Genomic DNA, 22,461 nt, shown 5'->3' with positions numbered 1-22,461 from the left:
GCGCAGGCCTCAGGAGCAGACGGTCCCGGCCGCCGGCACCTTCCCGTCCAGTAGATAGCCGTCCACCGCGTTCTGCACGCACTTGTTCTTGCTGTCGTAGGCCCCGTGCCCCTGCCCCTTGTACGTCAGCTCGACACCCACCCCCTCGCCCAGCGCCTGCACCATCTTCCGGGCGCCCTCGTACGGCGTGGCCGGGTCGCCGGTGTTGCCCACGACCAGGATCGGCGCCGCACCTGGGGCGCTCACGTCGGGGTGGTCGGCGGCGCCGGTCACGGCCCAGTCGGTGCAGCTGATCATTCCCCAGGCGAGGAAGTCGCCGAAGAGGGGCGAGGCCCGCCGGAACTCCGGCAGCCTCGACTCGACGAACTCGGGGGTGTAGCGCGGTTTGTCGTCGGCGCAGTTGATGGACACGTTGGCCGCGGTGATGTTGCTGTACTCGCCGTTCTCGCTGCGGCCGTTCATCGAGTCGGACAGCAGCATCAGGATCCTGCCGTCGCCGTCGTACGCCTGCTGCAGGCCCTCGGTGAGATACGGCCAGAAGTCCTGGGAGTACAGGGCCTGGGCGATGCCGTTGGTGGCCGCGGTCTGGGTGAGGTCGCGCGGGAAGATGCCCGGCAGCGGTGTGCGGTCGAGCTCCGTCAGCAGCGCGGCGATACGGTCCTTCACGTCCTGCGCGCTGTCGCCGATCGGACAGTCCTCGACCTGCGAGGTGCAGTCCTCGGCGAAGTTGTCGAGCGCCAGCTGGAAGCCCTTGGCCTGACCGAGCGAGCCCTGTTCGGGGTTCTGCGTCGGGTCGACGACCGCGTCGAAGACGGCTCGGCCGACGCGCTGGGGGAACAGGTGCGCGTACACGCCGCCGAGTTCGGTGCCGTAGGAGATGCCGAAGTAGTGCAGCTTGTCGTCGCCGAGGACCTGGCGCATCAGGTCCATGTCGCGGGCGGCGTCGGTGGTCCGCACCCGCGGCAGCATTTTCTCGGAGTTCTTCTCGCAGGCCGCGTTGAACTCCTTGGTGTTGTCCAGCAGCTCGGTGCGCTCGGCGGCGTCGTCGGGGGTCGAGTCCTGCTGGAAGTAGGCGTCGAGCTGCTGGTCGTTCTCGCACTCGACGGGCGCGCTGCGGCCGACCCCGCGCGGGTCGAAGCTGACCAGGTCGTAGCGGGTGCGCAGTTTGGCGTAGTCCTCGCCGAAGGCGGGCAGCGTGGTGACGCCCGAGCCGCCGGGGCCGCCGAAGTTGAACAGGAGCGAGCCGATGCGCCGGCTGTCGTCGCCGCTGGCCTCCGCGCGGATCAGCGCGAGGCCGATCGTGTCCCCTTTGGGCTCGTCCCAGTCCAAGGGCGCCTTCATGGTGGCGCACTGCCACTCGTCGCCGTTCGGCAGCGGGGAGGGCGCGGGGCCGCCGCCCTCCGCCTGGGAGGGGGCCGGGCAGTCCTTCCAGCTCAGCTTCTGGGCCGTCAGATCCTCGTCCTGGGAGTCGTCGGAGCACCCCGCCAGCAGCGAGGACAGCAGCAGGGCGGTGGCGGCGAGGACAGCGGTGCGCAGGCGGGAGGGGTTCGGCATGATCCCATCCTGGGGTCGCGCACGACGGGACGCTCGGGGCACGGGCCGTACGAGGTACGGGCCGTGCCCGTCGCTACAGGGCGCCCTTGCGGGTGAGCTGGTTGAAGGCCAGCCAGCCCGGCAGGACGGGCAGCCACAGGGTCAGCAGGCGGAACAGCAGGACCGAGGGAGCGGCGACCTCGCTGGGCAGGCCGACGGCGATCAGACCGACCGTCAGCGTGGCCTCGACGGCGCCCACACCGCCCGGTGTCGGGGCGGCCGAGCCGAGCGCGTTGCCCGCGAGGAAGACGACGGCGACGCTGGCGATGCTGATCGACGTCTGCTCGTCGCCGAACGCGCGGATCGACGCGTCCAGGCACATCACGAAGCACGCCGTCAGCAGCAGCATGCCGCCGATGCCCGTGATCAGCTTCTGGGGCCGCTGGAGCACGTCGAGCATGCGCGGCACCACGCCCGCGAAAAGTGACCGCACGCGCGTGACGACGAATTTCCGCAGGAACGGCACCGAGGTCACCACGAGCACCAGCACCGCGACCGTCAGCAGACCCGCGATGACCGTACGGGACGGCGACAGCGACGGAGTCTTCTCCGTACCGGTCAGGTAACCGAAGGACAGCAGCATCAGGATGTGGCAGCCGAGCCCGAACAACTGGGACGCGCCCACACTCGCCACCGCGAGCCCCGGCCGTACGCCCGAGCGCTGCAGGAAGCGCGTGTTGAGGGCCACGCCGCCCACCGCGGCCGGCGCGACGATCTTCACGAAGGATCCGGCGACCTGCGCCCCCACGGTCCGCATGAACGGCACCCGCTCCGGCACGAACCCGAGCAGTGCCATCGCCGCCGCGAAGTAGCTGGCCGCGGAGAACAGCACGGCCGCGGCGACCCAGCCCCACTCGGCGTTGGCGACGAGCGGGCCGAACTCGATGTGGGTGAGCTGGGTCAGCAGGAAGTAGGCGCCGATCGCGCCGGCGATGAAGCTGATCAGTGTGCGCGGCCGCACCCGCTCCAGGCGGGCCGGCTCGACCGGCGCCTGCGGCCTGATCAGCAGCACTTCGTGCCGGATCTGGGTGAGCAGATCCTCTTCGCGTGATTCCTCGATGGCTTCGTCGATGGCCCGCTTCTCGGCCCGTGCCTGCGCGCGTACGGCCTTCTTGGCGGCCTTCTCCAGGACGGGCTTCCCGGAAGCCTCCTCCGCCTTCTCGGAAGCGGCCTCCGCGCGCGCGTGCTTGGCCTGCCGGGAGGCCTCCAGGACCGCCTCGCGCTCGCGTTCCGCCCGCTCCCGGGCCAGCCGGCGCAGCGTCGCGCGCGTGGAGCGCGTCAGCGCGATGGGCTGGAGCATCGGCAGGCAGTCGGCCACCGTGTCGGGGCCGAGGACGGCGACCGCCGAGGCGACGGCGCGCTCGGCGCCGACCCGGAGCCCGAGCGTCGTCACGAGCTGGGCGATGTCCATGCGCAGCAGCAGTTCGCCGGCCGCGATCTCGCCGCCGCGCAGATCGGTGAGGATCACCGTGCCGGAACGATCCACCAGAATCGCGTCACCCGCGAGCCTGCGGTGCGCGATCCGGCGGGACTGCAGCGCCCGCACCTGGTGCCACGTGTGGTGCAGCAGTTCGTCGGTGATCTCCTCGTCCGCGAGTGAGTCCAGCGTGCGTCCGCCGGTGTGCTCGTAGACCAGCATCACCGCGTCGGGGCCGAGCTCGGAGGTCGCGATCAGCTTGGGGGCGTTGGCGCCGGCCGCGATGGCCGCGTAGGCGAGCAGTGCCTCCTGCTCCAGGGCCTGGCGCAGCGACTGCAGGCTGCGGCGGGTGGCGATGCCGCGCAGGGTCAGATTGCGCCAGACGCGGTAGAAGAATCCCTGCGCCTGTTGCTCGCGGTCGACCACCGTGACGTCCAGCGGTGGGCCGTCCTCCAGGGTGACGAAGTAGCGCCGGCCGCGGTCGCCGCTGTCGCCGTGGTCCCCGGTCTCGTCCCGGGCCGCGCTCACCGGGCGGAATCCGACGGTCCGCAGGCCCGCCATCAGCGTCCGGCCGGTGGGCCGGACGTTGGGCGAGCCGACCGCGTAGAGGGTGCCGTAGGCCACCGTCCAGCCGATCAGCACCGTCAGGATGATCGAGAACGGGGTGGTGTACCCGGTGACGAGCATCGAGAAGGCGTCGAGCAGCAGCACGATCCACAGCACCGCGCGCCATCTCGGCCGGCGGGACATGCCGACGGCGGTCATGTACGCGATCACCGGGGCCAGATAGCCGTGCACCGGGTCGGTGAGCGCGGCGATGTCGCCGGGGGAGGGCTGGGTGAGCGCCTCCTGGATGGAGTCGGGCGCGGCCTCGGCGACCCAGAGGTCGGTGGCGAGAGTCACACCGTGCGCGAGGACCGCCGCGAGCACGCCGTCGGCGATGCGCAGCCCGTCGCGCTTGATCAGCCGTTCGATCGCGAACGCGACCGGGACGAGCAGGATCGCGATGCTGGAGGCCAGCCCCGCGATCTTGATGAGCAGATCGGGCGCCTGTCCGGTGCCCTTGTTGATGTCCTGTTCGAGGCCCGAGGTGGTGCCGTGCGCGAACGCGGCGACGGCGAGCAGCACGGCCACCGCGAGGACGCCCACCAGCAGGCGCATGAGGTCGGAGGGGCGGTGCACGCGCGCGGGCAGCAGCGGTTCGTCGCCCTCCACCTCCTCGGTGTACACCTCGTCGGGGTCCGGTTCGGGAACGGACCCGACGGGCTTGTCCGCGTCGTTCGTGTCCCCGCCCTCCCGGTCGGTGGCGGCGCCCTGCGCGGCGGCCTCGGAAGCGCCCTGCGCGGCCTCGGAGGCACCTGGCGCGCCCTTCGAGGCGGCCGGCGCGGTGTTGGCGGTGTCGGCGGCGCCGGCGGTGTTCGGGCGCGACGAAGCCTCAGAGGTGCTCTCCGCATCCTCGGGGTGCACACCCTGCTGCTTCATCGTCTCTTCTTGATCTCGTATCAACGGTCACCGCCCGCATGATGGTGGCATGCCCCACCGACACGCGGGGGCGTCAGGGTGCAGATGCGGGGGCGCACAGTCTGCCGGAAGCGCCGCCCGGGGGCGAGGGCCACGCACCGTCGCGGGCCCGTCACATTGTCGGTGGGGTGGGGCAGGATGGGGCGGATGAGCGAGGAGAGCCTTCCGGAGGACGCCCGCCCGGAGTACGCGGATGCCCGCGCGGAGTACGCGGACGCGCTGCCCGAATACGCCGAGCGGGTCCTCGAGGTCGCCGAACTGATCCCGCCCGGACGCGTCATGACCTACGGCGACGTCGCCGAGTGGCTTCAGGAGGGCGGCCCCAGACAGGTCGGCCGCGTGATGGCCCTGTACGGCGGGGCCGTGCCGTGGTGGCGGGTCGTCCGAGCGGACGGTGCGCTGCTCCCGGGCCACGAGCTGCGGGCGCTCGGGCACTACCGCACGGAGGGCACGCCCCTGAAGCAGGCCGGCCGGACCACCGAGGGGCACCTGCCTCGCCTCGACATGAAACGGGCGCGATGGGACGGCGACGAACGCGCGGAAGGTCACACCTGACAGCTTCCGCCATCCGACGGACCGCTGTGTGACCTGTGATCCGTACGGGGGAAGAAGGGCACGTCCGTGGCATGACGTACGTTCGTGAGTCGAGGGACGCAGGTGACGTGAGCGCCCCGAGGGATGAATCGGAAGCCCTGCTTCCGCCGGATCCGTCGGCGTAGCGTCGGCTGAACGCGTCCCCTTCATCCCGCCGCCACCGCCTTCCACACGCGGTGGCCAGTCAACCAGCACACCCACCAGGACCGGCGAACCACGTGAGCTCCTCTTCCTCCACCAGGCGCCTGCCGCACCCCCAGGTGCGGCAGGGGAGTCGTGGCGCTTACCGACTGGTCCGTACCCCGCCGGCCAGGGTGGCCCCCCCTCGTCTGGACGCCGCTCAGCGCTCCGTGGTTGACCACGGCACCGGCCCCCTGCTCGTTCTCGCAGGTCCGGGAACCGGGAAGACCACCACGCTGGTGGAGTCCGTGGCCCGCCGGATCGCCCGTGGCGGGGACCCCGCGCGCATCCTGGTGCTGACGTTCAGCCGGAAGGCGGCCGTCGAGCTGCGCGATCGCATGGCCCTGCGCACGGGCGCCGCGCGCGCTCCGCAGGCGACCACCTTCCACTCGTTCTGCTATGCCCTCGTCCGCGCCCACCAGGACAGCGAGCTGTTCGTCGAGCCGCTGCGGCTGCTGTCGGGCCCCGAGCAGGACGTCGCCGTACGCGAACTGCTGGCGGGCCAGCCGGACCTGGAGCGGCTCGGCCTCGCCCATGTGCGCTGGCCCGACGAACTGCGCGCCTGTCTGACCACGCGGGGCTTCGCCGACGAGGTCCGCGCGGTCCTCGCGCGCAGCCGTGAACTGGGCCTCGGCCCCGAGGCCCTGGACGCCTTCGCCCGCCGCATCGGCCGCCCCGACTGGCGGGCCGCGGCCGCCTTCCTCGCGGAGTACCTCGACGTCCTCGACCTCCAGGGCGTGCTCGACTACGCCGAACTCGTCCACCGCGCGGTGCTCCTCGCCCACCGCCCCGAGGTCGCCCGGCAGCTCGCCGACCGGTACGACGCCGTCTTCGTCGACGAGTACCAGGACACCGACCCCGCCCAGGTGCGGCTCCTGCACGCGCTCGCGGGCGGCGGTCGCACCCTGGTCGCCTTCGGCGACCCGGACCAGTCGATCTACGCGTTCCGGGGCGCCGACGTGGGCGGCATCCTGGAGTTCCCGCGGGACTTCCCGCGCGCGGACGGCCGCCCGGCGCCCGTCGCGGTCCTGCGCACCTCCCGCCGCTCCGGCGGCGCGCTGCTGGCCGCAACCCGGCTGCTGACCCAGCGGATGCCGCTGACCCGGCTCCCGGCCGACAAGGTCCGCGCCCACCGTGAACTCGCTCCGGTCCGGGACGGCGGCCGGGTCGAGGTGTACACGTACCCGACGCCCGGCACCGAGATGGACAACATCGCCGACATCCTGCGCCGGGCCCACCTGGAGGACGGCGTCCCCTGGCGCGAGATGGCCGTCCTGGTCCGCGCGGGCTCGCGCACCATCCCGACGGTCCGCCGCGCGCTCACGGCCGCCGGCGTCCCCCTGGACATCGACGGCGACGACCTGGCCCTGCGCCACGAACCGGCGGTGGCACCCCTGCTGACGGCCCTGCGGGCGGTCGCGGAGGCGGAGGCGCGGGGGAGCGAGGGCGGGCGTACGGCCGTACAGGATGCCCTGGCTGCCCAGGAGTCTCCGGAGACTCTGGAAGCCCAGGAGTCCCAGGAGTCCCAGGAGTCCCTCCTGGATGCTCAGGACCCCCCGGAGCCCCTGGACGCGCAGGAGGCCGACGGCGGTGAGGACGCGGCCGGCTGTTGGCTCGACACCGAGACCGCCCTGACCCTCCTTTCCTCCCCCCTCGCCGGCATGGACGCGGCCGACCTGCGCCGTCTCGGACGTGCCCTGCGTGATGAGGAGCGGGCCGCCGGAGTCGCCCTGCCGCCGCCCTCGGACGACCTGCTCGCGCGGGCGCTGGCCGAACCGGAGCGGCTGGTCGCGCACGACCCGGCGTACGCGCGTGGCGCGCAGCGGCTCGGCGCGCTGCTGCGCAAGGCCCGCGAGCGCCTCGCCGGCGGCGGTACGGCCGAGGAGGCGCTCTGGGACCTGTGGGAGGGCACGCCGTGGCCCGCGCGCCTGGAGCGTGCCGCCCGGCGCGGCGGCGCGGCGGGACGCAACGCCGACCGAGACCTGGACGCCGTGTGCGCGCTGTTCGCGACCGCGGCCCGCTCCGAGGAGCGCACCGGCGGCACGGGCGCCCTGAACTTCCTGGCGGAGATCGAGGCCGAGGACATCGCCGCCGACACCCTCACCCGGCGCGCCCTGCGCCCCGACGCCGTCCGCCTGATGACCGCGCACCGCTCCAAGGGCCTGGAATGGCGTCTGGTCGTCGTCGCCGGGGTCCAGGAGGGCCTGTGGCCGGACCTGCGCCGCCGCGGCTCCCTGCTGGAGGCCGACCGGATCGGCCGCGACGGACTGGCCGAACCCCTCACCCCCGGAGCGCTGCTCGCCGAGGAGCGCCGGCTGTTCTACGTGGCCGCCACCCGCGCGCGGGAACGCCTCGTCGTCACCGCGGTGAAGGCCCCCGCGGACGACGGCGACCAGCCCTCCCGCTTCCTGACCGAACTCGGCGTCGAACCCAAGGACGTCACGGGCCGGCCCCGGCGCCCCCTGTCGGTCGCGGCGCTGGTCGCCGAACTGCGGGCCACTACCGTCGACCCGCGGGTGTCCGACGCCCTCAGGGAGGCCGCCGCCCGCCGCCTGGCCCGGCTCGCCGCGCTCACCGACGACGACGGCCGCCCTCTGGTCCCCTCGGCCCACCCCTACCGCTGGTGGGGCATGTTCGAACCGACCGAGAGCAAGGTGCCGCTGCGCGACCGCGACCAGCCCGTCGTCCTCTCCGGCAGCGCCCTCGACCAGCTCGCCAACACCTGCGCCCTGCAGTGGTTCCTGGGCCGCGAGGTGAAGGCCGACGCGCCCGCGACCGTCGCCCAGGGCTTCGGCAACGTCGTGCACGTCCTCGCCGACGAGGTCGCCTCCGGGCACACCCCGGCCGATCTCGCCGTCCTCATGGAGCGCCTGGACTCGGTGTGGAACGCGCTCGCCTTCGACGCGCCGTGGAAGTCGGCGCAGGAGAAGGAGCACGCGCGCGTGGCGCTCGAACGCTTCCTGACGTGGCATGTCACGGATCGCACCGGCCGTACCCCCGTCACGAGCGAGCACGACTTCGACGTCACCCTCGAAGCGGGCGACTACGAGGTCCGCATCCGCGGTCAGATGGACCGCGTCGAGGCCGACGGCGAAGGCCGCGCCTACGTCGTCGACTTCAAGACCGGCAAGCAGGCACCGACGGCCGCCGAGGTGGCCCGCCATCCGCAGCTCGCCGTCTACCAGCTCGCCGTCCGCGAGGGCGCCGTCGACGAGGCCTTCGACGGCGAGCGGCCCGAGCCGGGCGGCGCCGAACTCGTCCACCTGCGCCAGGGCGCGGCCCGGCGGGACGGCGGGGAGACCCTGCCGAAGGTGCAGGCCCAGGAGCCGCTCGAAGGCGAGTGGGTCGGCGATCTGCTGGCCACCGCCGCCGGCAAGGTGCTCGACGAACGGTTCACGCCGACGGCGGGGCAGCACTGCGCCCACTGCGCGTTCCGCGCCTCGTGCAGCGCACGTCCCGAGGGGCGGCACGTGGTGGAGTGACGGACGGCACCACAGGTGCTGACCTGCGCTTCCGCTGTCCCGGCAGCCGATTCGGCCACCACTGTCAGTGGCCGCCGCTAGCCTCTCTGAGGTGCCACCACGTATCACCGATCCCGAGCAGCTCAAGGAGCTCCTCGGCATCCCGTTCACCCCGGAGCAGACGGCCTGCATCATCGCGCCGCCCGCCCCGCAGGTGATCGTGGCCGGAGCCGGTTCGGGCAAGACCACGGTGATGGCCGCACGCGTGGTGTGGCTGGTCGGCACCGGCCAGGTCGCCCCCGAACAGGTCCTCGGCCTGACCTTCACCAACAAGGCCGCGGGAGAGCTCGCCGAGCGGGTCCGCAAGGCGCTGATCAAGGCGGGCGTCACCGACCCCGACGTCATCGACCCGGACAACCCGCCGGGCGAGCCCGTGATCTCCACGTACCACGCCTTCGCGGGCCGCCTGCTGACCGACCACGGCCTGCGCATCGGCCTCGAACCGACCTCCCGGCTGCTCGCCGACGCCAGCCGCTACCAACTCGCCGCGCGGGTGCTGCGCGAGGCCCCGGGCCCGTACCCGTCGCTCACCCGCTCCTTCGCCGACCTGGTCAGCGATCTGCTCGCGCTCGACGCCGAACTCGCCGAACACCTCGTGCGCCCCGAGGCCCTGCGCGCCCACGACGCCGAGCTGTTGCTGACGCTGCACGGCGTCAAGCTCAGCAACGCCGATCTGCGCAAGATCCCCGAGACGGCCGCCGCGCGCCGCGAACTGGCCGACCTCGTGGTCCGATACCGCGCCGCCAAGCGCGAGCGCGACCTGCTCGACTTCGGCGACCAGATCGCCCTGTCGGCCCGGCTCGCGGGGATCCCCGAGGTGGGGCGCGTCCTGCGCGAGGAGTTCCGGGTGGTCCTCCTCGACGAGTACCAGGACACCTCGGTCGCCCAACGAGTGCTGCTCGCGGGGCTGTTCGGTGCCGGTACCGGCCACCCGGTGACCGCTGTCGGCGACCCTTGCCAGGCGATCTACGGCTGGCGCGGCGCGTCCGTCGCCAACCTGGACGACTTCCCCGAGCACTTCGCCCGCGCCGACGGCCGCCCCGCCACCCGCCAGGCCCTCAGCGAGAACCGGCGCAGCGGCGGCCGCCTCCTCGACCTCGCCAACGGCCTGGCCGAGCCCCTGCGCGCCCTCCACGCGGGCGTGGAGGCCCTCCGCCCGGCCCCGGGCGCCGAACGCGACGGCACGGTCCGCTGCGCGCTGCTGCGCACCCACGCCGAGGAGATCGACTGGATCGCCGACTCCGTGGCCCACCTCGTGAACACCGGCAAGGCGCCCGGCGAGATCGCCGTCCTGTGCCGTACGGCCACCGACTTCTCCGAGATCCAGGCCGCGCTGGTCGCCCGGGACGTCCCCGTCGAGGTGGTGGGCCTGTCCGGGCTGCTGCACCTGCCCGAGATCGCCGACCTGGTCGCCGTCTGCGAGGTCCTCCAGGACCCCGGCGCCAACGCCTCCCTGGTGCGCCTGCTGACCGGCCCGCGCTGGCGCATCGGCCCGCGCGACCTCGCCCTCCTGGGCCGCCGCGCCCGGCGTCTGGTGTTCCACGCACGCGTGGACGGCGACGACGACCCGGACCGCCGGCTCGCCGAGGCCGTCGAGGGTGTCGACCCCGCCGAGGTGATCTCCCTCGCGGACGCCCTCGACACGTTCCTGGAGACCCCCTTCGACGGCGCGGGGGACGACGACGGGCTGCCCTTCTCGCCGGACGCGCGCGTGCGCTTCGCCCGGCTGGCCACCGAACTGCGCGAGCTGCGCCGCTCGCTGGCAGACCCGCTGATGGACGTCCTGCACCGCGTCCTCGCCGTCACCGGCCTGGAGGTCGAGCTGTCGGCGTCCCCGCACGCCCTGGCCGCCCGCCGCCGCGAGACCCTGTCGAACTTCCTGGACATCGCGGCCTCCTTCGCCGCCGGCGACGGCGAGGCGAGCCTGCTGGCCTTCCTCGGCTTCCTGCGCACCGCCGCGCAGTACGAGAAGGGCCTCGACAACGCCCTCCCGGGCGGCGAGAACACCGTCAAGGTGCTCACCGCGCACAAGTCCAAGGGCCTCGAATGGGACGTCGTCGCCGTCCCGGGCCTGGTCACCGGCACCTTCCCGAGCGCTCAGGGGCGCGAGAAGTGGACCTCCCAGGGCAAGGTGCTGCCGCACGCCCTGCGCGGTGACGCCGACACCCTGCCCGACGTCGCGAGCTGGGACTCGCGCGGTCTGAAGGCCTTCCACGAGGCCATGAAGGAGCACCAGCACACCGAGGAACTCCGCCTCGGCTACGTCACCTTCACCCGCCCCCGCTCCCTGCTGCTCGGCTCCGGCCACTGGTGGGGTCCCAGCCAGAAGAAGCCCCGCGGCCCCTCCGACTTCCTCCAGGCCCTCTACGAGCACTGCGCGGCCGGGTACGGCGAGATCGAGGCCTGGGCGGACGAGCCGGCGGAGGACGAGGAGAACCCCGCGCTCCACGCGACCGCCGCCGACCAGGTGTGGCCGCTTCCCCTGGACGACGCGGCGCTGGCCCGCCGCAGGGCGGCCGCCGAGACGGTCCTCGCCCACCTGGAGAACCTCTCCTCGCACGCGGACGCCCACCCCGCCGCCGCGCAGGACCCGGACTATCCCGCACCGCCGGACGACGAGGATCTGGAAGCGCCGTACGACATCCCCGACGAGGACCCCTTCGCGGACGAAGTTGATTTCGCGCACGAAGGTGACGGGGACCTGTTCGAGGACGACCCGGCCGACTGGGACTCCGACTGGGACTCCTGGACCGAAGACCGCCCCACCGTCCCCCACCAGGCGCCGCCGACCGAGCCGGAACCGGCGCACACCCGCGTCGGCCCGGAGCCCGCGCACACCCGCCTCACCCCGGAGGAGGCCCGCACCGTCGCCTCCTGGGACCGGGACCTCGACGCCCTCACCGGAGAGCTCCTCCGCGCGCGGGACAGCGTCACCGAGGTCCCGCTGCCGGCCTCCCTGACCGCCTCCCAGGTGCTGCGCCTGGCCGCCGACCCGGACGGCCTGGCACAGGAGCTGGCCCGCCCCATGCCCCGCCCGCCGCAGCCCGCGGCCCGCCGTGGCACCCGCTTCCACGCGTGGGTGGAGGCCCGGTTCGAGCCGCTGACCCTGCCCATGCTGGAGCCGGACGAGCTGCCCGGCAGCGAGGCCGAGATCGCCGACGAACGCGACCTGGAAGGGCTCAAGGAGGCCTTCGAACGCACCGAGTACGCCCGCCGCACGCCGTACCGCGTCGAGGCGCCCTTCCAGCTCACGCTGGCGGGCCGCGTCGTCAGGGGCCGGATCGACGCCGTCTACAAGGAGGACGACGGCGAGCGGACGACGTACGAGATCGTCGACTGGAAGACCAACCGCGCCCACGACGCCGACCCGCTCCAGCTCGCGGTGTACCGGCTCGCCTGGGCGGAGCAGCAGCGGGTGCCGTTGGAGTCGGTGTCGGCCGCGTTCCTGTACGTCCGGGGCGGCGAGGTCGTCCGCCCCGAGGATCTCCCGGACCGGGCCGCGCTGGAGCGACTGCTGGCCGGGGAGCCGTCGTGTGACGAACCGCCCAACAAGGATGTCGGTGCGGGCCGATAGGCTCGTGACCATGAGCCATCCCGTTGACAGCGTCGTCAGCGACGTCCGTACGTACGTCCAGCAGCACCGCGTCGCCTTCCTCGACGACCTCGCCGAGTGGCTGCGCATCCCGTCCGTGTCGGCCCAGCCCGACCACGCGCCGGACGTACGGCGCAGCGCCGACTGGCTCGCCGCCAAGCTCACCGGGACCGGCTTCCCGACCGTCGAGGTCTGGCCCACGCCCGGCGCCCCGGCCGTCTTCGCCGAGTGGCCCTCCGAGGACCCCGAGGCCCCGACGGTCCTGGTCTACGGCCACCACGACGTGCAGCCCGCCGCCCGCGAGGACGGCTGGGACAGCGACCCCTTCGAGCCCGTCGTCCGGGACAATCGCCTCTACGCGCGCGGGGCGGCCGACGACAAGGGCCAGGTGTTCTTCCACACACTCGGCGTCCGCGCCCACCTCGCCGCGACCGGCCGCACCACTCCGGCCGTCAACCTGAAGCTGCTCGTCGAGGGCGAGGAGGAGTCCGGCTCGCCGCACTTCGACGCCCTCGTCGTCGAGCGCGCGGACCGGCTCGCCGCCGACGCCGTGATCGTCTCCGACACCGGTATGTGGTCCGAGGACACCCCCACCGTGTGCACCGGCATGCGTGGCCTCACCGAGTGCGAGATCCGGCTGTACGGCCCCGCCCAGGATATCCACTCCGGCTCCTTCGGCGGCGCCGTGCCCAACCCGGCCACCGCCGCCGCCCGCCTGGCCGCGGCCCTGCACGACGAGCACGGGCGCGTGGCGATCCCCGGCTTCTACGACGGCGTGGTCGAGCTGACCGACCGGGAGCGGGAGCTCTTCGCCGCGCTGCCCTTCGACGAGCAGCGATGGCTGCGCACCGCGAAGTCGCAGGCCGCGAGCGGGGAGGCCGGTTACACCACCCTGGAGCGCATCTGGGCCCGCCCCACCTCCGAGGTCAACGGCATCGGCGGCGGCTACCAGGGCCCCGGGAGCAAGACGATCATCCCGTCGAGCGCCATGATGAAGCTGTCCTTCCGCATGGTGGCGGGCCAGGAGCCCGAGCACATCGAGAAGGTCGTCCGCGCGTGGGCCGCCGAGCAGGTGCCCGCCGGAATCCGCTGCGAGGTCGTCTTCGGCCCGGCCACGCGCCCCTGCCTGACGCCGCTGGACCACCCGGCCCTCCAGTCCGTGGCCCGCGCGATGGGCCGTGCCTTCGAGCAGCCGGTCGGCTTCACCCGCGAGGGCGGCTCGGGGCCTGCCGCCACCCTCCAGGAAGTCCTCGGCGCCCCCGTGCTCTTCCTGGGCATCTCGGTGCCCTCCGACGGCTGGCACGCGCCGAACGAGAAGGTCGAGCTCGATCTCCTGCTCAAGGGAGTCGAGGCCACCGCGTACCTCTGGGGTGACCTGGCGGAGAACTGGCGCCATGCGCCCTGAGCACCGCGTACCGTCCGGAGCGGTACCCCGCGCGGGGCACACTGGTAGGGCCGCCCCGCACCGCGCCGCCCCACCGGACCCGGTCCCCTCCCGTCCCACGTCCCGCTGAACCGCCCGCCGAAACCAACCGTTCCACCGGGGGAGTTGGAAGCACCCGTGACCACCTGGACCGACCACACCGCCGATCGCCCCATCTCGCTCACCGCCCCGAGCGGCATCGACCGCGCCGCCCACCACCGCCTCGACGAGGCCTGGCTGGCGGCGGCATGGAGCCACCCCACGACCCGCTGTTTCGTGGTCTCCGGCGGCCAGGTCCTGATCGACGAGACGGCGGACGGCCGTACCGAACTCGTCATGACCCCTTCCTTCGAGGCCCCGCTCACCGAGGCGCACCGCTACTTCCTCGGCAACGACGAGGACGGCGTCAGCTACTTCGCCCTCCAGAAGGACGCCCTGCCCGGCCGTATCGACCAGTCGGCGCGCCCGGCCGGGCTGCGCGAGGCCGGCCTGCTGCTCTCCGCGCGCGACATCGGGCTGATGGTGCACGCGGTCGGCCTGGAGAACTGGCAGCGCACCCACCGCTTCTGCTCCCGGTGCGGCGAGCGGACCGTGATCGCCGCGGCCGGTCACATCCGCCGCTGCCCGGCGTGCGGGGCCGAGCACTACCCGCGCACCGACCCGGCCGTGATCATGGCCGTCACCGACGAGGACGACCGCATCCTGCTGGGCCGCCAGGTCCACTGGCCGGAGGGCCGCTTCTCCACGCTCGCCGGATTCGTCGAGCCCGGTGAGTCCATCGAGCAGACGGTGCGCCGCGAGGTCTTCGAGGAGGCCGGCATCACCGTCGGCCAGGTCGAGTACGTCGCCAGCCAGCCGTGGCCCTTCCCGTCCAGCCTGATGCTGGGCTTCATGGCCCGCGCCACCTCCACCGAGGTGAATGTCGACGGCGACGAGATCCACGAGGCCCGCTGGTTCTCCCGCGACGAGCTGGGCGCCGCCTTCGAGTCGGGCGAGGTGCTGCCGCCCTACGGCATCTCGATCGCGGCGCGCCTGATCGAGCTCTGGTACGGCAAGCCGCTGCCCACGAGGACGTTCGTCTGACATGGCGGACGACGACACGGCGCGCGACTACGACCTCGAGTTCGCCCTCCAGGTCACCGGCTTCGAGCTGGCCACCGAACCACCGGCCCCCGACACCCCGCTCGGCCGCATTCGGGCCTTCGTCGCCGAGCACGGGTACGAGGCGCTGACGGACGAGCACTTCGAGGCGGCGATCCGCGGAACACTGTGACCGTCAGACATACGAAGGCCCCCGACCGATCGGCCGGGGGCCTTCGAACGCTCAGGGGTCAGACAGCGATCTTCTGCTTGACCTGAGCCAGCGACGGGTTGGTGAGGGTCGAGCCGTCCGCGAACAGCACGGTCGGGACCGTCTGGTTTCCGCCATTGGCCTTCTCGACGAACGCCGCGGACTGCGGGTCCTGCTCGATGTTGATCTCGGTGTACGCGATGCCCTCGCGGTCCAGCTGCTTCTTCAGCCGCTGGCAGTAGCCGCACCAGGTGGTGCTGTACATCGTCACAGTGCCCTGCATGTCTCGCGCGCTCCTTCGATGGCTCGGGGACGGGGGTCTTGCGCGTCGTCCAGAGGGGGAACGTACGCGAGCGGGCGGCCATTCCCGCCGGGGGTATGCCGGGAGACGTGACGCCTGCCGCATCGGGACGTGATGCCTGCCGCATCGCAACGTGACGCCTGCCGCATTAGTACGACTGCGAGGCCCTGCCTGTGGACAACCGGCTCACCCGTCTCCGGCGACCTGGCAGCATGGCGGTGTGACAGCAGCAACGCACTCCCCGCTCTTCCCGCAGGCACCGGACTCGGCCGACGCGGTGCTCGACGGGCTCGACCCCGAGCAGCGCGAGGTGGCCACCGCCCTGCACGGCCCGGTGTGCGTGCTGGCCGGAGCCGGTACGGGCAAGACGCGGGCGATCACCCACCGCATCGCCTACGGAGTGCGCGCCGGCATCCTCCAGCCCTCCAGCGTGCTGGCCGTCACCTTCACCAACCGCGCGGCCGGCGAGATGCGCGGCCGGCTGCGCCAGCTCGGCGCCGCGGGCGTCCAGGCCCGGACCTTCCACTCGGCGGCCCTGCGCCAGCTCCAGTACTTCTGGCCGAAAGCCGTCGGTGGCTCCATGCCCCGGCTCGTCGACCGCAAGATCCAGCTCGTCGCGGACGCGGCCGCCGCCTGCCGGATCCGCCTGGACCGGGGCGAGCTGCGGGACACCACCGCAGAGATCGAATGGTCCAAGGTCACCCAGACCGTCCCCGCCGACTACGCCCTCGCCGCCGTCAAGGCAGGCCGTGAGGCCTCCCGCGACCCCGCCGAGATCGCCCAGCTCTACTCCGCCTACGAAGACCTCAAGCGGCAGCGCGGCGTCATCGACTTCGAGGACGTCCTGCTGCTGACCGTGGCGATCCTCCAGGACCGCCACGACATCGCCGAGCAGGTCCGCGCCCAGTACCAGCACTTCGTGGTCGACGAGTACCAGGACGTCAGCCCCCTCCAGCAGCGGCTGCTGGAACTGTGGCTCGGCGAGCGCGACAACCTGTGCGTGGTCGGCGACGCCAGCCAGACGATCTACTCGTTCACGGGAGCAACCCCCGACCATCTGCTCGATTTCCGCACCCGCCACCCCGGTGCCACCGTCGTCAAACTGGTCCGCGACTACCGCTCCACCCCCCAGGTCGTCCACCTCGCCAACGGTCTGCTCGCCCACGCCCGGGGCCGCGCCGCCGACCACCGCCTCGAGCTGATCTCCCAGCGGGAGGCGGGCCCCGATCCCGTCTACACCGAATACACCGACGAGCCGGCCGAGGCCGAGGGCGCAGCCCGGCGCATCCGCGAGCTCCTCGACTCCGGCGTGCCGGCCAGCGAGATCGCCGTCCTGTTCCGCACGAACTCCCAGTCCGAGACCTACGAGCAGGCCCTCGCCGACGCCGGGATCCCCTATCAGCTGCGCGGAGCGGAGCGCTTCTTCGACCGGCCCGAGGTGCGCAAGGCCGGTATCGCCCTGCGCGGAGCGGCCAGGTTCGGGGGCAACGACTCCCTCCTCGACGACGCCGTCGACCTGCCCTCCCAGGTCCGTGCCGTGCTCTCCGGAGAGGGCTGGACGTCCGAGCCGCCGGCCGGCTCCGGCGCGGTCCGCGAGCGCTGGGAGTCACTGGCCGCCCTGGTCAACCTCGCCCAGGACTTCGCCGCCGCCCGGCCCGGCGCCACGCTCGGCGACCTGGTCGCCGAACTCGACGAGCGGGCCGGCGCCCAGCACGCCCCGACCGTCCAGGGCGTCACCCTCGCCTCCCTGCACTCGGCCAAGGGCCTGGAGTGGGACGTCGTCTTCCTCGTCGGAGTCGCCGAGGGCATGATGCCGATCACCTACGCAAAGACCGACGAGCAGATCGAGGAGGAGCGCCGCCTCCTCTACGTGGGCGTCACGCGCGCCCGGGAGCACCTCCATATCTCCTGGTCCCTCTCCCGTTCGCCCGGCGGCCGCGCGAACCGGCGCCCCAGCCGCTTCCTCGACGGGCTGCGCCCCGGCTCCGCCGCCACCGCGGGCCGAGCCGCCGCCGGGCGCTCCGGAGGCGTCGAGCGCGGCTTCACCAGCAGACCCGACGCCGCCCCCCGCCGCACCCAGCGCACCGTCGCGCGCTGCCGGGTCTGCGGACGCACCCTCACCGACGCCGGTGAGATGAAGCTGATGCGCTGCGACGACTGCCCCTCCGACATGGACGAGGGACTGTACGAGCGGCTCCGGGACTGGCGCGCGGAGCAGGCGCGGCGCAGCGGGCAGCCCGCCTTCTGCGTCTTCACCGACAAGACGCTGATGGCGATCGCCGAATCGAGCCCCGACAAGGAGGGCGACCTCGCGCGGATCCCCGGGGTCGGCGTGCGCAAGCTCAACCGCTACGGAGCCGACGTCCTGGCCATCTGCGCAGGCCGGGAGCCCGGGGGAGAAGAAGACGGGGACTGATACGAACTCGTCGAAAAAATAGTTTGCGCATGCCCCAGCAATCCCCATAGGTTCTTAAGCACGGAAACGGAGGCCTTCCTGAGGCCCCGATTCCGTGTTGTACTTGCATACCCGTCGGACTGGCTCACCCCAGTCCCCTTAGACGCCGAGAGGAGGCGAGTCCAGTGATCAGCATCTACACCAGCTCCATCGTCAGCACCGTGAAAATGACCGATCCCTCGGTCGTCGCCTCCCTGTGCATGCTCGGCGCCTCTGACCAGGGCACCGGTCTGTCCGGCATCCGTGCCGTCCGTCCGGCTGCCTCCCTGTCCCTCGCGGGTCTTCCCATCCGTGAGCGCGACGAGCGCAATGAGCGACCGACCAAGGCACTGGAAGCGGCAGTAGTGGCACAGGCGAAGGCCTATGCCTTTACGGCGACCGGTGCCGGATTCCGGAAGCAGACGACGCAGCACCACCAGATGTGGGCCTTCCGTGGGCCAGAACCCTGGAGTGATCCAGCCTGATTCGATCAGGCCGGCGCCTTCAGGGCCGCGGAACCCCATCCGGGATCCGCGGCCCTTCTGTTTGTCCCTGAACCGGGGACGGACGGGCGAAGGGGCCTCGGGACAAGAAAAGAACCCGGTACCACCGCCACCCGGTCCAACCGGACCGGAACGACCAGACGAGGAAGACCAACCGTGCAACTCGAAGCGCACGCCCCGTCCGTACCGCCTTCCGAAACGATCCCCCCGCCCGGCCTCACGGAGGACTCCACCTTGACCCCGCTCACCGCGCTCACCGCGCTCGACGACGCCATCGAGAACCTCGGCGTACCCGTCCCCTGCCGTTCCTACGACCCGGAGGTCTTCTTCGCCGAGTCGCCGGCCGACGTCGAGTACGCCAAGTCCCTCTGCCGTACCTGCCCGCTGATCGAGGCCTGCCTCGCCGGCGCCAAGGAGCGGCGTGAGCCCTGGGGCGTCTGGGGTGGCGAGCTGTTCGTCCAGGGCGTTGTCGTCGCCCGGAAGCGGCCGCGTGGCCGCCCGCGCAAGAACCCGGTCACGGCATGAACACCCCAGGAACGATCGACCGCCCCCTCACGCACGACCCCAAGAAGCAGGCCCCGATGAAGCCGTCCACCCACGAGCTCGCAGGCACCACGCCTGAAGACTTCACCACCACCGGCGTGATCGACTCGCGCCAGAACAGGACCCGCGAAATGCAACTCATCCCAGAAGCCCTGGCCCGTGCGCATATGCACGAGCGCCTGCATGAGGCCGAGCGGGAACGCCGGGCGCTGCGCCTGGTGACCGCGCGCCGGATGCAGCGCCGCGCCGAGCGCGCCTCGCTCCGCGCCCGCCGCGCCATCGCCATGGCGGTCATGCAGTAATCCACCCGACTGAAGCGAGGGCCTCCCGCCGAGGGAGGAAACAGCTTCCCGCGGGGGCCGGTCCGGCCGAACGGACCGGCCCCCGCGGTGCGTTGTGCGCGCGAGGACGCGGACGACGGCGTTATCGTCACGATGTGACGAGTCTTCCCGGAGGCAGTGACGACGCCGACTCCGCCACGGAGCCGCAGGTCCTGGTGTGCGCCGGCTGCGGCGCCAAGGCCGAGGGCCCGCGGCCCACCTGGGCCTGTTCCGTGGAGAACGGCGAGCGCCGCTACTTCTGCGACACCTGCTCCCGGGAGAACCTCAGGGCGATCGAGGGCCGGCTCGACTCGTCCTGGTGGTAGCCCCGGCGCCCGTCACCCCACCGTCACCCCACCGTCTCCCAGACCTCCGCCTCTCAGACCTCCGCTTCTCAGGCCTCCGCGACGGACTCCTCCGGGCCCTCCTCCTCCGGGACGAACCCGGGCAACCACTCCTCCAGCTCCTCCCGCAGCCCGACCGTCGCTCCCAGCTGGCACAGGACACCGATGGTGCTCAGCGTCACCCGGTGTATCAGCAGATAGGCGGGCGGCAGGTTGAGCTGCTTGCCGAGCTGATAGGCGGGGGAGCGGGGGTCGGCGACGCGGGCCGCCTGACTGCGCATCCAGCCCCGGGTGAAGGTGAACGCGTCGACCTGGGCCGGTTCGATGATCGGCAGGAGGTAGTCCAGAACGGCGTCCGGGTCCAGCTCGATGGACTCCTTGACGAACCCCTCCCGGCACAGCAGTTCGTAGACCGCCTCGGCGTCGCCGTCGAGGGTCATGCGCAGCGACTCGCCGATCGGGGTGGGCAGACCGCCGGGGAGGCGGTCGACCGTGCCGAAGTCCAGGACGCCGAGGCGCCATTCCTCCTGGTCGTCCGGGCCGCCGGGCAGCAGCCGGAAGTTGCCGGGGTGCGGGTCGGCGTGCAGCAGGCCGGTGCGGGCCGGGCCCGAGAAGAGGAACCGGGCCAGCAGCTGGCCGGCGCGGTCGCGCTGCTCCTCGGTGCCGTCGGCGATGATCTCCGACAGGGGGATGCCGTCGATCCACTCGGTCACCAGGACCTGGTCGCACTGGTGGACGACGTCGGGCACCACGAAGTCCGGGTCGTCCGCGAACTCCTCCGCGTGGACCTGCTGGGCCTGCGCCTCCAGGGCGTAGTCGAGCTCCTCGGAGACCCGGTCCTTCAGCTCCGTGATCAGCGGCTTGATGTCCATGCCGGGGACCAGCGGGCCCAAGAGCCGGGCGAACCTGCTCAGTTGGTTGAGGTCGGAGAGCAGGGCCTCGCCGGCGCCCGGGTACTGGACCTTGACCGCCACCGCACGGCCGTCCTGCCACACCGCCCGGTGCACCTGGCCGATGGAGGCCGCCGCGGAGGGCTTGTCGTCGAACTCGACGAACAGCTCGCGCCAGTCCTCCCCCAGCCGCTCGGCCAGCACGGCGTGCACCGTGCGGGTCGGCATCGGCGGCGCCGCCTCCTGGAGCTTGGTCAGTGCCGCGCGGTAGGGGCCCGCGACCTCCTCGGGCAGCGCCGACTCGAAGACGGACAGGGCCTGCCCGAACTTCATCGCGCCGCCCTTGAGCTCACCGAGCACCTTGAACATCTGCTCGGCGGTGCGCTGCTGCAGCTCTCTGCCGACGAGCTCAGCGGACTCGCCCACGATTCGCTTGCCCAGTCCCCAGGTGGCCCGTCCGGCGAAGCCGAGCGGGAGCGCGGCGAGCTTGGCGGTCCGGGTGACCGCCTTCCGGGGAAGATCAGACATGCGCCCTCCAGGTCCCAACGGGACGAGCGTCCGCCTGACGGCGTGACGTTCTCGACGGCCGTTGTTCCGCCATTGTCTCGTGCCCCTCCCCGTCCTTGGAGGTGTGTCCTTCCTTACCTTTCTCCGCGGCCCCGCACGGACATGCGGGATGCGCCCAGACCGGGCGCGCGTGCCAGGTCAGACCGGGCAGCGACACCTCCCAGCGGGCGCCCGCGCTGGACGGGGTCCGGCCGTCGAGGAAGGCCAGCGCGTGGGCCGCCGTCAGTCCGGCGACCGTCGTGGCCAGCGCCAGATCGCAGGCCGGCACCGGCCGCGCCCTGCCCGCGCCCGAACGCCACTGGGCGACCAGGCGCGGCCAGACCGGATCCCGGTCGGCCCGGCCCTCCTGAAGACAGCCGGCGCAGCTCGTCTCGCCCGGCAGGACGAGTGGGCCCACGACCCCGGTTCCCTCGACCACCCCGGCGTAAAGATGGGGGGTGCCGGAGGCGATGAGGTCATCGGCGGCGGACGGGACAGGTGCGTGGACCGACACGTCGTCCCGTGGAGCGAGGATCACCAGGGAGTGACCCGGGTCGGCGTCGTCGGACGCTGACCGGTGGCCGCGGCGGGGCGGGCGGGCCGGGGCGGCACGCCGTGCGGCCTTGCGGGCGGCCTCGTCGCGGCGCTCGCCGACCGCCTCCGCGGGCAGTCCGCCGGGCGCCACGTCCCACGGCTCGACCCGGCCGCCGTCGCGCACGTCGATCTCGCCGACGCCCGCGCCCGCCAGCAGCGAGGCAAGCACGGCGCCCACCCGGCCCGCCCCGCGCACCTGCACCCGCAGGGAGCTGCGAGCGGACAGCCGGTGCATGGCCTCGCCCGGCTCGGACGTGGTCAGGGAGAGCGAGGCCAGGTCCGGGCGAAGCCGGTCCAGGGCCTCTTTCCGGCCCCGCAGTTCGGCACCGCGCGGGCCGCCCCCGCGCGCGTCGTCGAGCAGTCCCGCCCGGGACAGCCGGGTCAACAGCGCGTCGACATGGCCGTCGGGCAGCCGCATCCGGCGCCCCTCGGCGCGCAACAGATCAAGGCCCCGGGTGCCGTTGAGCGCGTCGAGGAAGCTGCCCGTCGCCGTGTCCATCGGGCCGAGCGTCATCGCGTGCGCGGGAGTCATCCCGAACTGCACGGTGTTGAGGTCGCGCCAGCCGCGCCTGAGCGCCGGCTTCACCATCGGATGCATGACAGACCCCCGTGAAGATGCATGACAGACCCCCGTGAATAAGTCATGGTTCGTCCCCGTTCGCCGGAGTGGTCGGTCGTGACCTCGTGGCGTCGGTCGCGGCCGCCCCGGCGAGAGTCAGCATGCCCGGATGCGCGGTCCGGCGCCGAAAGTTGTCCACAGGCCCACGAATTATTCGTACAAATCAAACGCATGGTGGGGTCTGGGCGCCGAACCGTACCGGAGTCGGGACTTCCCCCGTGTGCAGCGGGTAACG

Annotated in this window: 16 protein-coding genes; 11 read left to right on the top strand and 5 right to left on the bottom strand. The window is 72.6% G+C overall.

The annotated features are described in order from the left end of the window. Positions 1-9: 9 nt before the first annotated feature. Together AC068Z_RS01240 and AC068Z_RS01235 are read right to left on the bottom strand one after the other, a co-directional pair. Positions 10-1,554 carry an alpha/beta fold hydrolase gene (locus tag AC068Z_RS01240; protein ID WP_478551130.1) on the bottom strand — a complete coding sequence of 515 codons (1,545 nt, stop codon included), beginning with the start codon at positions 1,552-1,554 and terminating at the stop codon, positions 10-12. 73 nt (positions 1,555-1,627) lie between these two features. Beyond that, positions 1,628-4,492, bottom strand: a complete 2,865-nt coding sequence (locus AC068Z_RS01235) for a lysylphosphatidylglycerol synthase transmembrane domain-containing protein (RefSeq protein WP_478551129.1) — start codon at positions 4,490-4,492, stop codon at positions 1,628-1,630. A 186-nt stretch (positions 4,493-4,678) separates the two neighbouring features. On the opposite strand from AC068Z_RS01235, the gene AC068Z_RS01230 reads away from it, so the two are divergent. From AC068Z_RS01230 to AC068Z_RS01205, 6 genes are all read left to right on the top strand, one after another. After that, a complete protein-coding gene (locus AC068Z_RS01230; protein WP_478551127.1) occupies positions 4,679-5,086 on the top strand; it encodes an MGMT family protein in 408 nt (135 codons plus the stop codon). A gap of 257 nt (positions 5,087-5,343) precedes the next feature. Then, positions 5,344-8,787 (top strand): ATP-dependent helicase, encoded by a 3,444-nt coding sequence (locus AC068Z_RS01225; protein WP_478551125.1) that lies wholly within the window; start codon positions 5,344-5,346, stop codon positions 8,785-8,787. Between the two features lie 91 nt (positions 8,788-8,878). Next, positions 8,879-12,400, top strand: a complete 3,522-nt coding sequence (locus AC068Z_RS01220; protein WP_478551123.1) for a UvrD-helicase domain-containing protein — start codon at positions 8,879-8,881, stop codon at positions 12,398-12,400. A 10-nt stretch (positions 12,401-12,410) separates the two neighbouring features. Beyond that, the gene (locus tag AC068Z_RS01215; protein ID WP_478551122.1) at positions 12,411-13,823 is read left to right on the top strand and encodes a dipeptidase; all 1,413 of its coding nucleotides are present in this window, start codon (positions 12,411-12,413) and stop codon (positions 13,821-13,823) included. Positions 13,824-13,979: 156 nt separating this feature from the next. After that, positions 13,980-14,924 carry an NAD(+) diphosphatase gene (nudC, locus tag AC068Z_RS01210; protein ID WP_478551121.1) on the top strand — a complete coding sequence of 315 codons (945 nt, stop codon included), beginning with the start codon at positions 13,980-13,982 and terminating at the stop codon, positions 14,922-14,924. Position 14,925: 1 nt separating this feature from the next. Then, on the top strand, positions 14,926-15,114 hold the full coding sequence (locus AC068Z_RS01205) for a hypothetical protein (RefSeq protein ID WP_451720142.1): 189 nt from the start codon (positions 14,926-14,928) through the stop codon (positions 15,112-15,114). 58 nt (positions 15,115-15,172) lie between these two features. Here the strand turns inward: AC068Z_RS01205 and AC068Z_RS01200 are convergent, their stop codons facing one another. Beyond that, complete coding sequence (locus AC068Z_RS01200) at positions 15,173-15,415, bottom strand: mycoredoxin (RefSeq protein ID WP_451720140.1); 243 nt, start codon at positions 15,413-15,415, stop codon at positions 15,173-15,175. A gap of 238 nt (positions 15,416-15,653) precedes the next feature. On the opposite strand from AC068Z_RS01200, the gene AC068Z_RS01195 reads away from it, so the two are divergent. From AC068Z_RS01195 to AC068Z_RS01175, 5 genes are all read left to right on the top strand, one after another. Continuing rightward, positions 15,654-17,849: an ATP-dependent DNA helicase UvrD2 gene (locus AC068Z_RS01195; protein ID WP_478551119.1), complete on the top strand. Its 2,196-nt coding sequence runs from the start codon at positions 15,654-15,656 to the stop codon at positions 17,847-17,849. Positions 17,850-18,013: 164 nt separating this feature from the next. Then, positions 18,014-18,352, top strand: a complete 339-nt coding sequence (locus AC068Z_RS01190; protein WP_478551118.1) for a hypothetical protein — start codon at positions 18,014-18,016, stop codon at positions 18,350-18,352. 174 nt (positions 18,353-18,526) lie between these two features. Beyond that, complete coding sequence (locus AC068Z_RS01185; protein ID WP_019072119.1) at positions 18,527-18,895, top strand: WhiB family transcriptional regulator; 369 nt, start codon at positions 18,527-18,529, stop codon at positions 18,893-18,895. Further along, on the top strand, positions 18,892-19,215 hold the full coding sequence (locus AC068Z_RS01180) for a hypothetical protein (RefSeq protein WP_478551116.1): 324 nt from the start codon (positions 18,892-18,894) through the stop codon (positions 19,213-19,215). Before AC068Z_RS01185 ends, AC068Z_RS01180 begins: the two co-directional genes overlap by 4 nt. A gap of 134 nt (positions 19,216-19,349) precedes the next feature. Beyond that, positions 19,350-19,559 (top strand): hypothetical protein, encoded by a 210-nt coding sequence (locus AC068Z_RS01175; protein ID WP_478551114.1) that lies wholly within the window; start codon positions 19,350-19,352, stop codon positions 19,557-19,559. A gap of 68 nt (positions 19,560-19,627) precedes the next feature. Here AC068Z_RS01175 and AC068Z_RS01170 read toward each other — a convergent pair whose 3' ends face one another. After that, complete coding sequence (locus AC068Z_RS01170) at positions 19,628-20,995, bottom strand: ABC1 kinase family protein (protein WP_478551113.1); 1,368 nt, start codon at positions 20,993-20,995, stop codon at positions 19,628-19,630. Next, positions 20,988-22,205, bottom strand: a complete 1,218-nt coding sequence (locus tag AC068Z_RS01165; protein ID WP_478551111.1) for a TOMM precursor leader peptide-binding protein — start codon at positions 22,203-22,205, stop codon at positions 20,988-20,990. Before AC068Z_RS01165 ends, AC068Z_RS01170 begins: the two co-directional genes overlap by 8 nt. Positions 22,206-22,461 lie beyond the last annotated feature (256 nt).

This window comes from Streptomyces sp. NPDC043726 (genome assembly GCF_056436565.1).
Note: the sequence above shows the minus strand (reverse complement) of the source record. Positions and strands in the feature narration are given on the sequence as shown.

Bases quoted from the DNA above. Each gene is read 5' to 3' on its own strand.
- AC068Z_RS01240 (WP_478551130.1), bottom strand. From the start codon at position 1,554: ATGCCGAACCCCTCCCGCCTGCGCACCGCTGTCCTCGCCGCCACCGCC.
- AC068Z_RS01235 (WP_478551129.1), bottom strand. From the start codon at position 4,492: ATGAAGCAGCAGGGTGTGCACCCCGAGGATGCGGAGAGCACCTCTGAG.
- AC068Z_RS01230 (WP_478551127.1), top strand. From the start codon at position 4,679: ATGAGCGAGGAGAGCCTTCCGGAGGACGCCCGCCCGGAGTACGCGGAT.
- AC068Z_RS01215 (WP_478551122.1), top strand. From the start codon at position 12,411: ATGAGCCATCCCGTTGACAGCGTCGTCAGCGACGTCCGTACGTACGTC.
- AC068Z_RS01205 (WP_451720142.1), top strand. From the start codon at position 14,926: ATGGCGGACGACGACACGGCGCGCGACTACGACCTCGAGTTCGCCCTC.
- AC068Z_RS01200 (WP_451720140.1), bottom strand. From the start codon at position 15,415: ATGCAGGGCACTGTGACGATGTACAGCACCACCTGGTGCGGCTACTGC.
- AC068Z_RS01180 (WP_478551116.1), top strand. From the start codon at position 18,892: ATGAACACCCCAGGAACGATCGACCGCCCCCTCACGCACGACCCCAAG.
- AC068Z_RS01170 (WP_478551113.1), bottom strand. From the start codon at position 20,995: ATGTCTGATCTTCCCCGGAAGGCGGTCACCCGGACCGCCAAGCTCGCC.
- AC068Z_RS01165 (WP_478551111.1), bottom strand. From the start codon at position 22,205: ATGCATCCGATGGTGAAGCCGGCGCTCAGGCGCGGCTGGCGCGACCTC.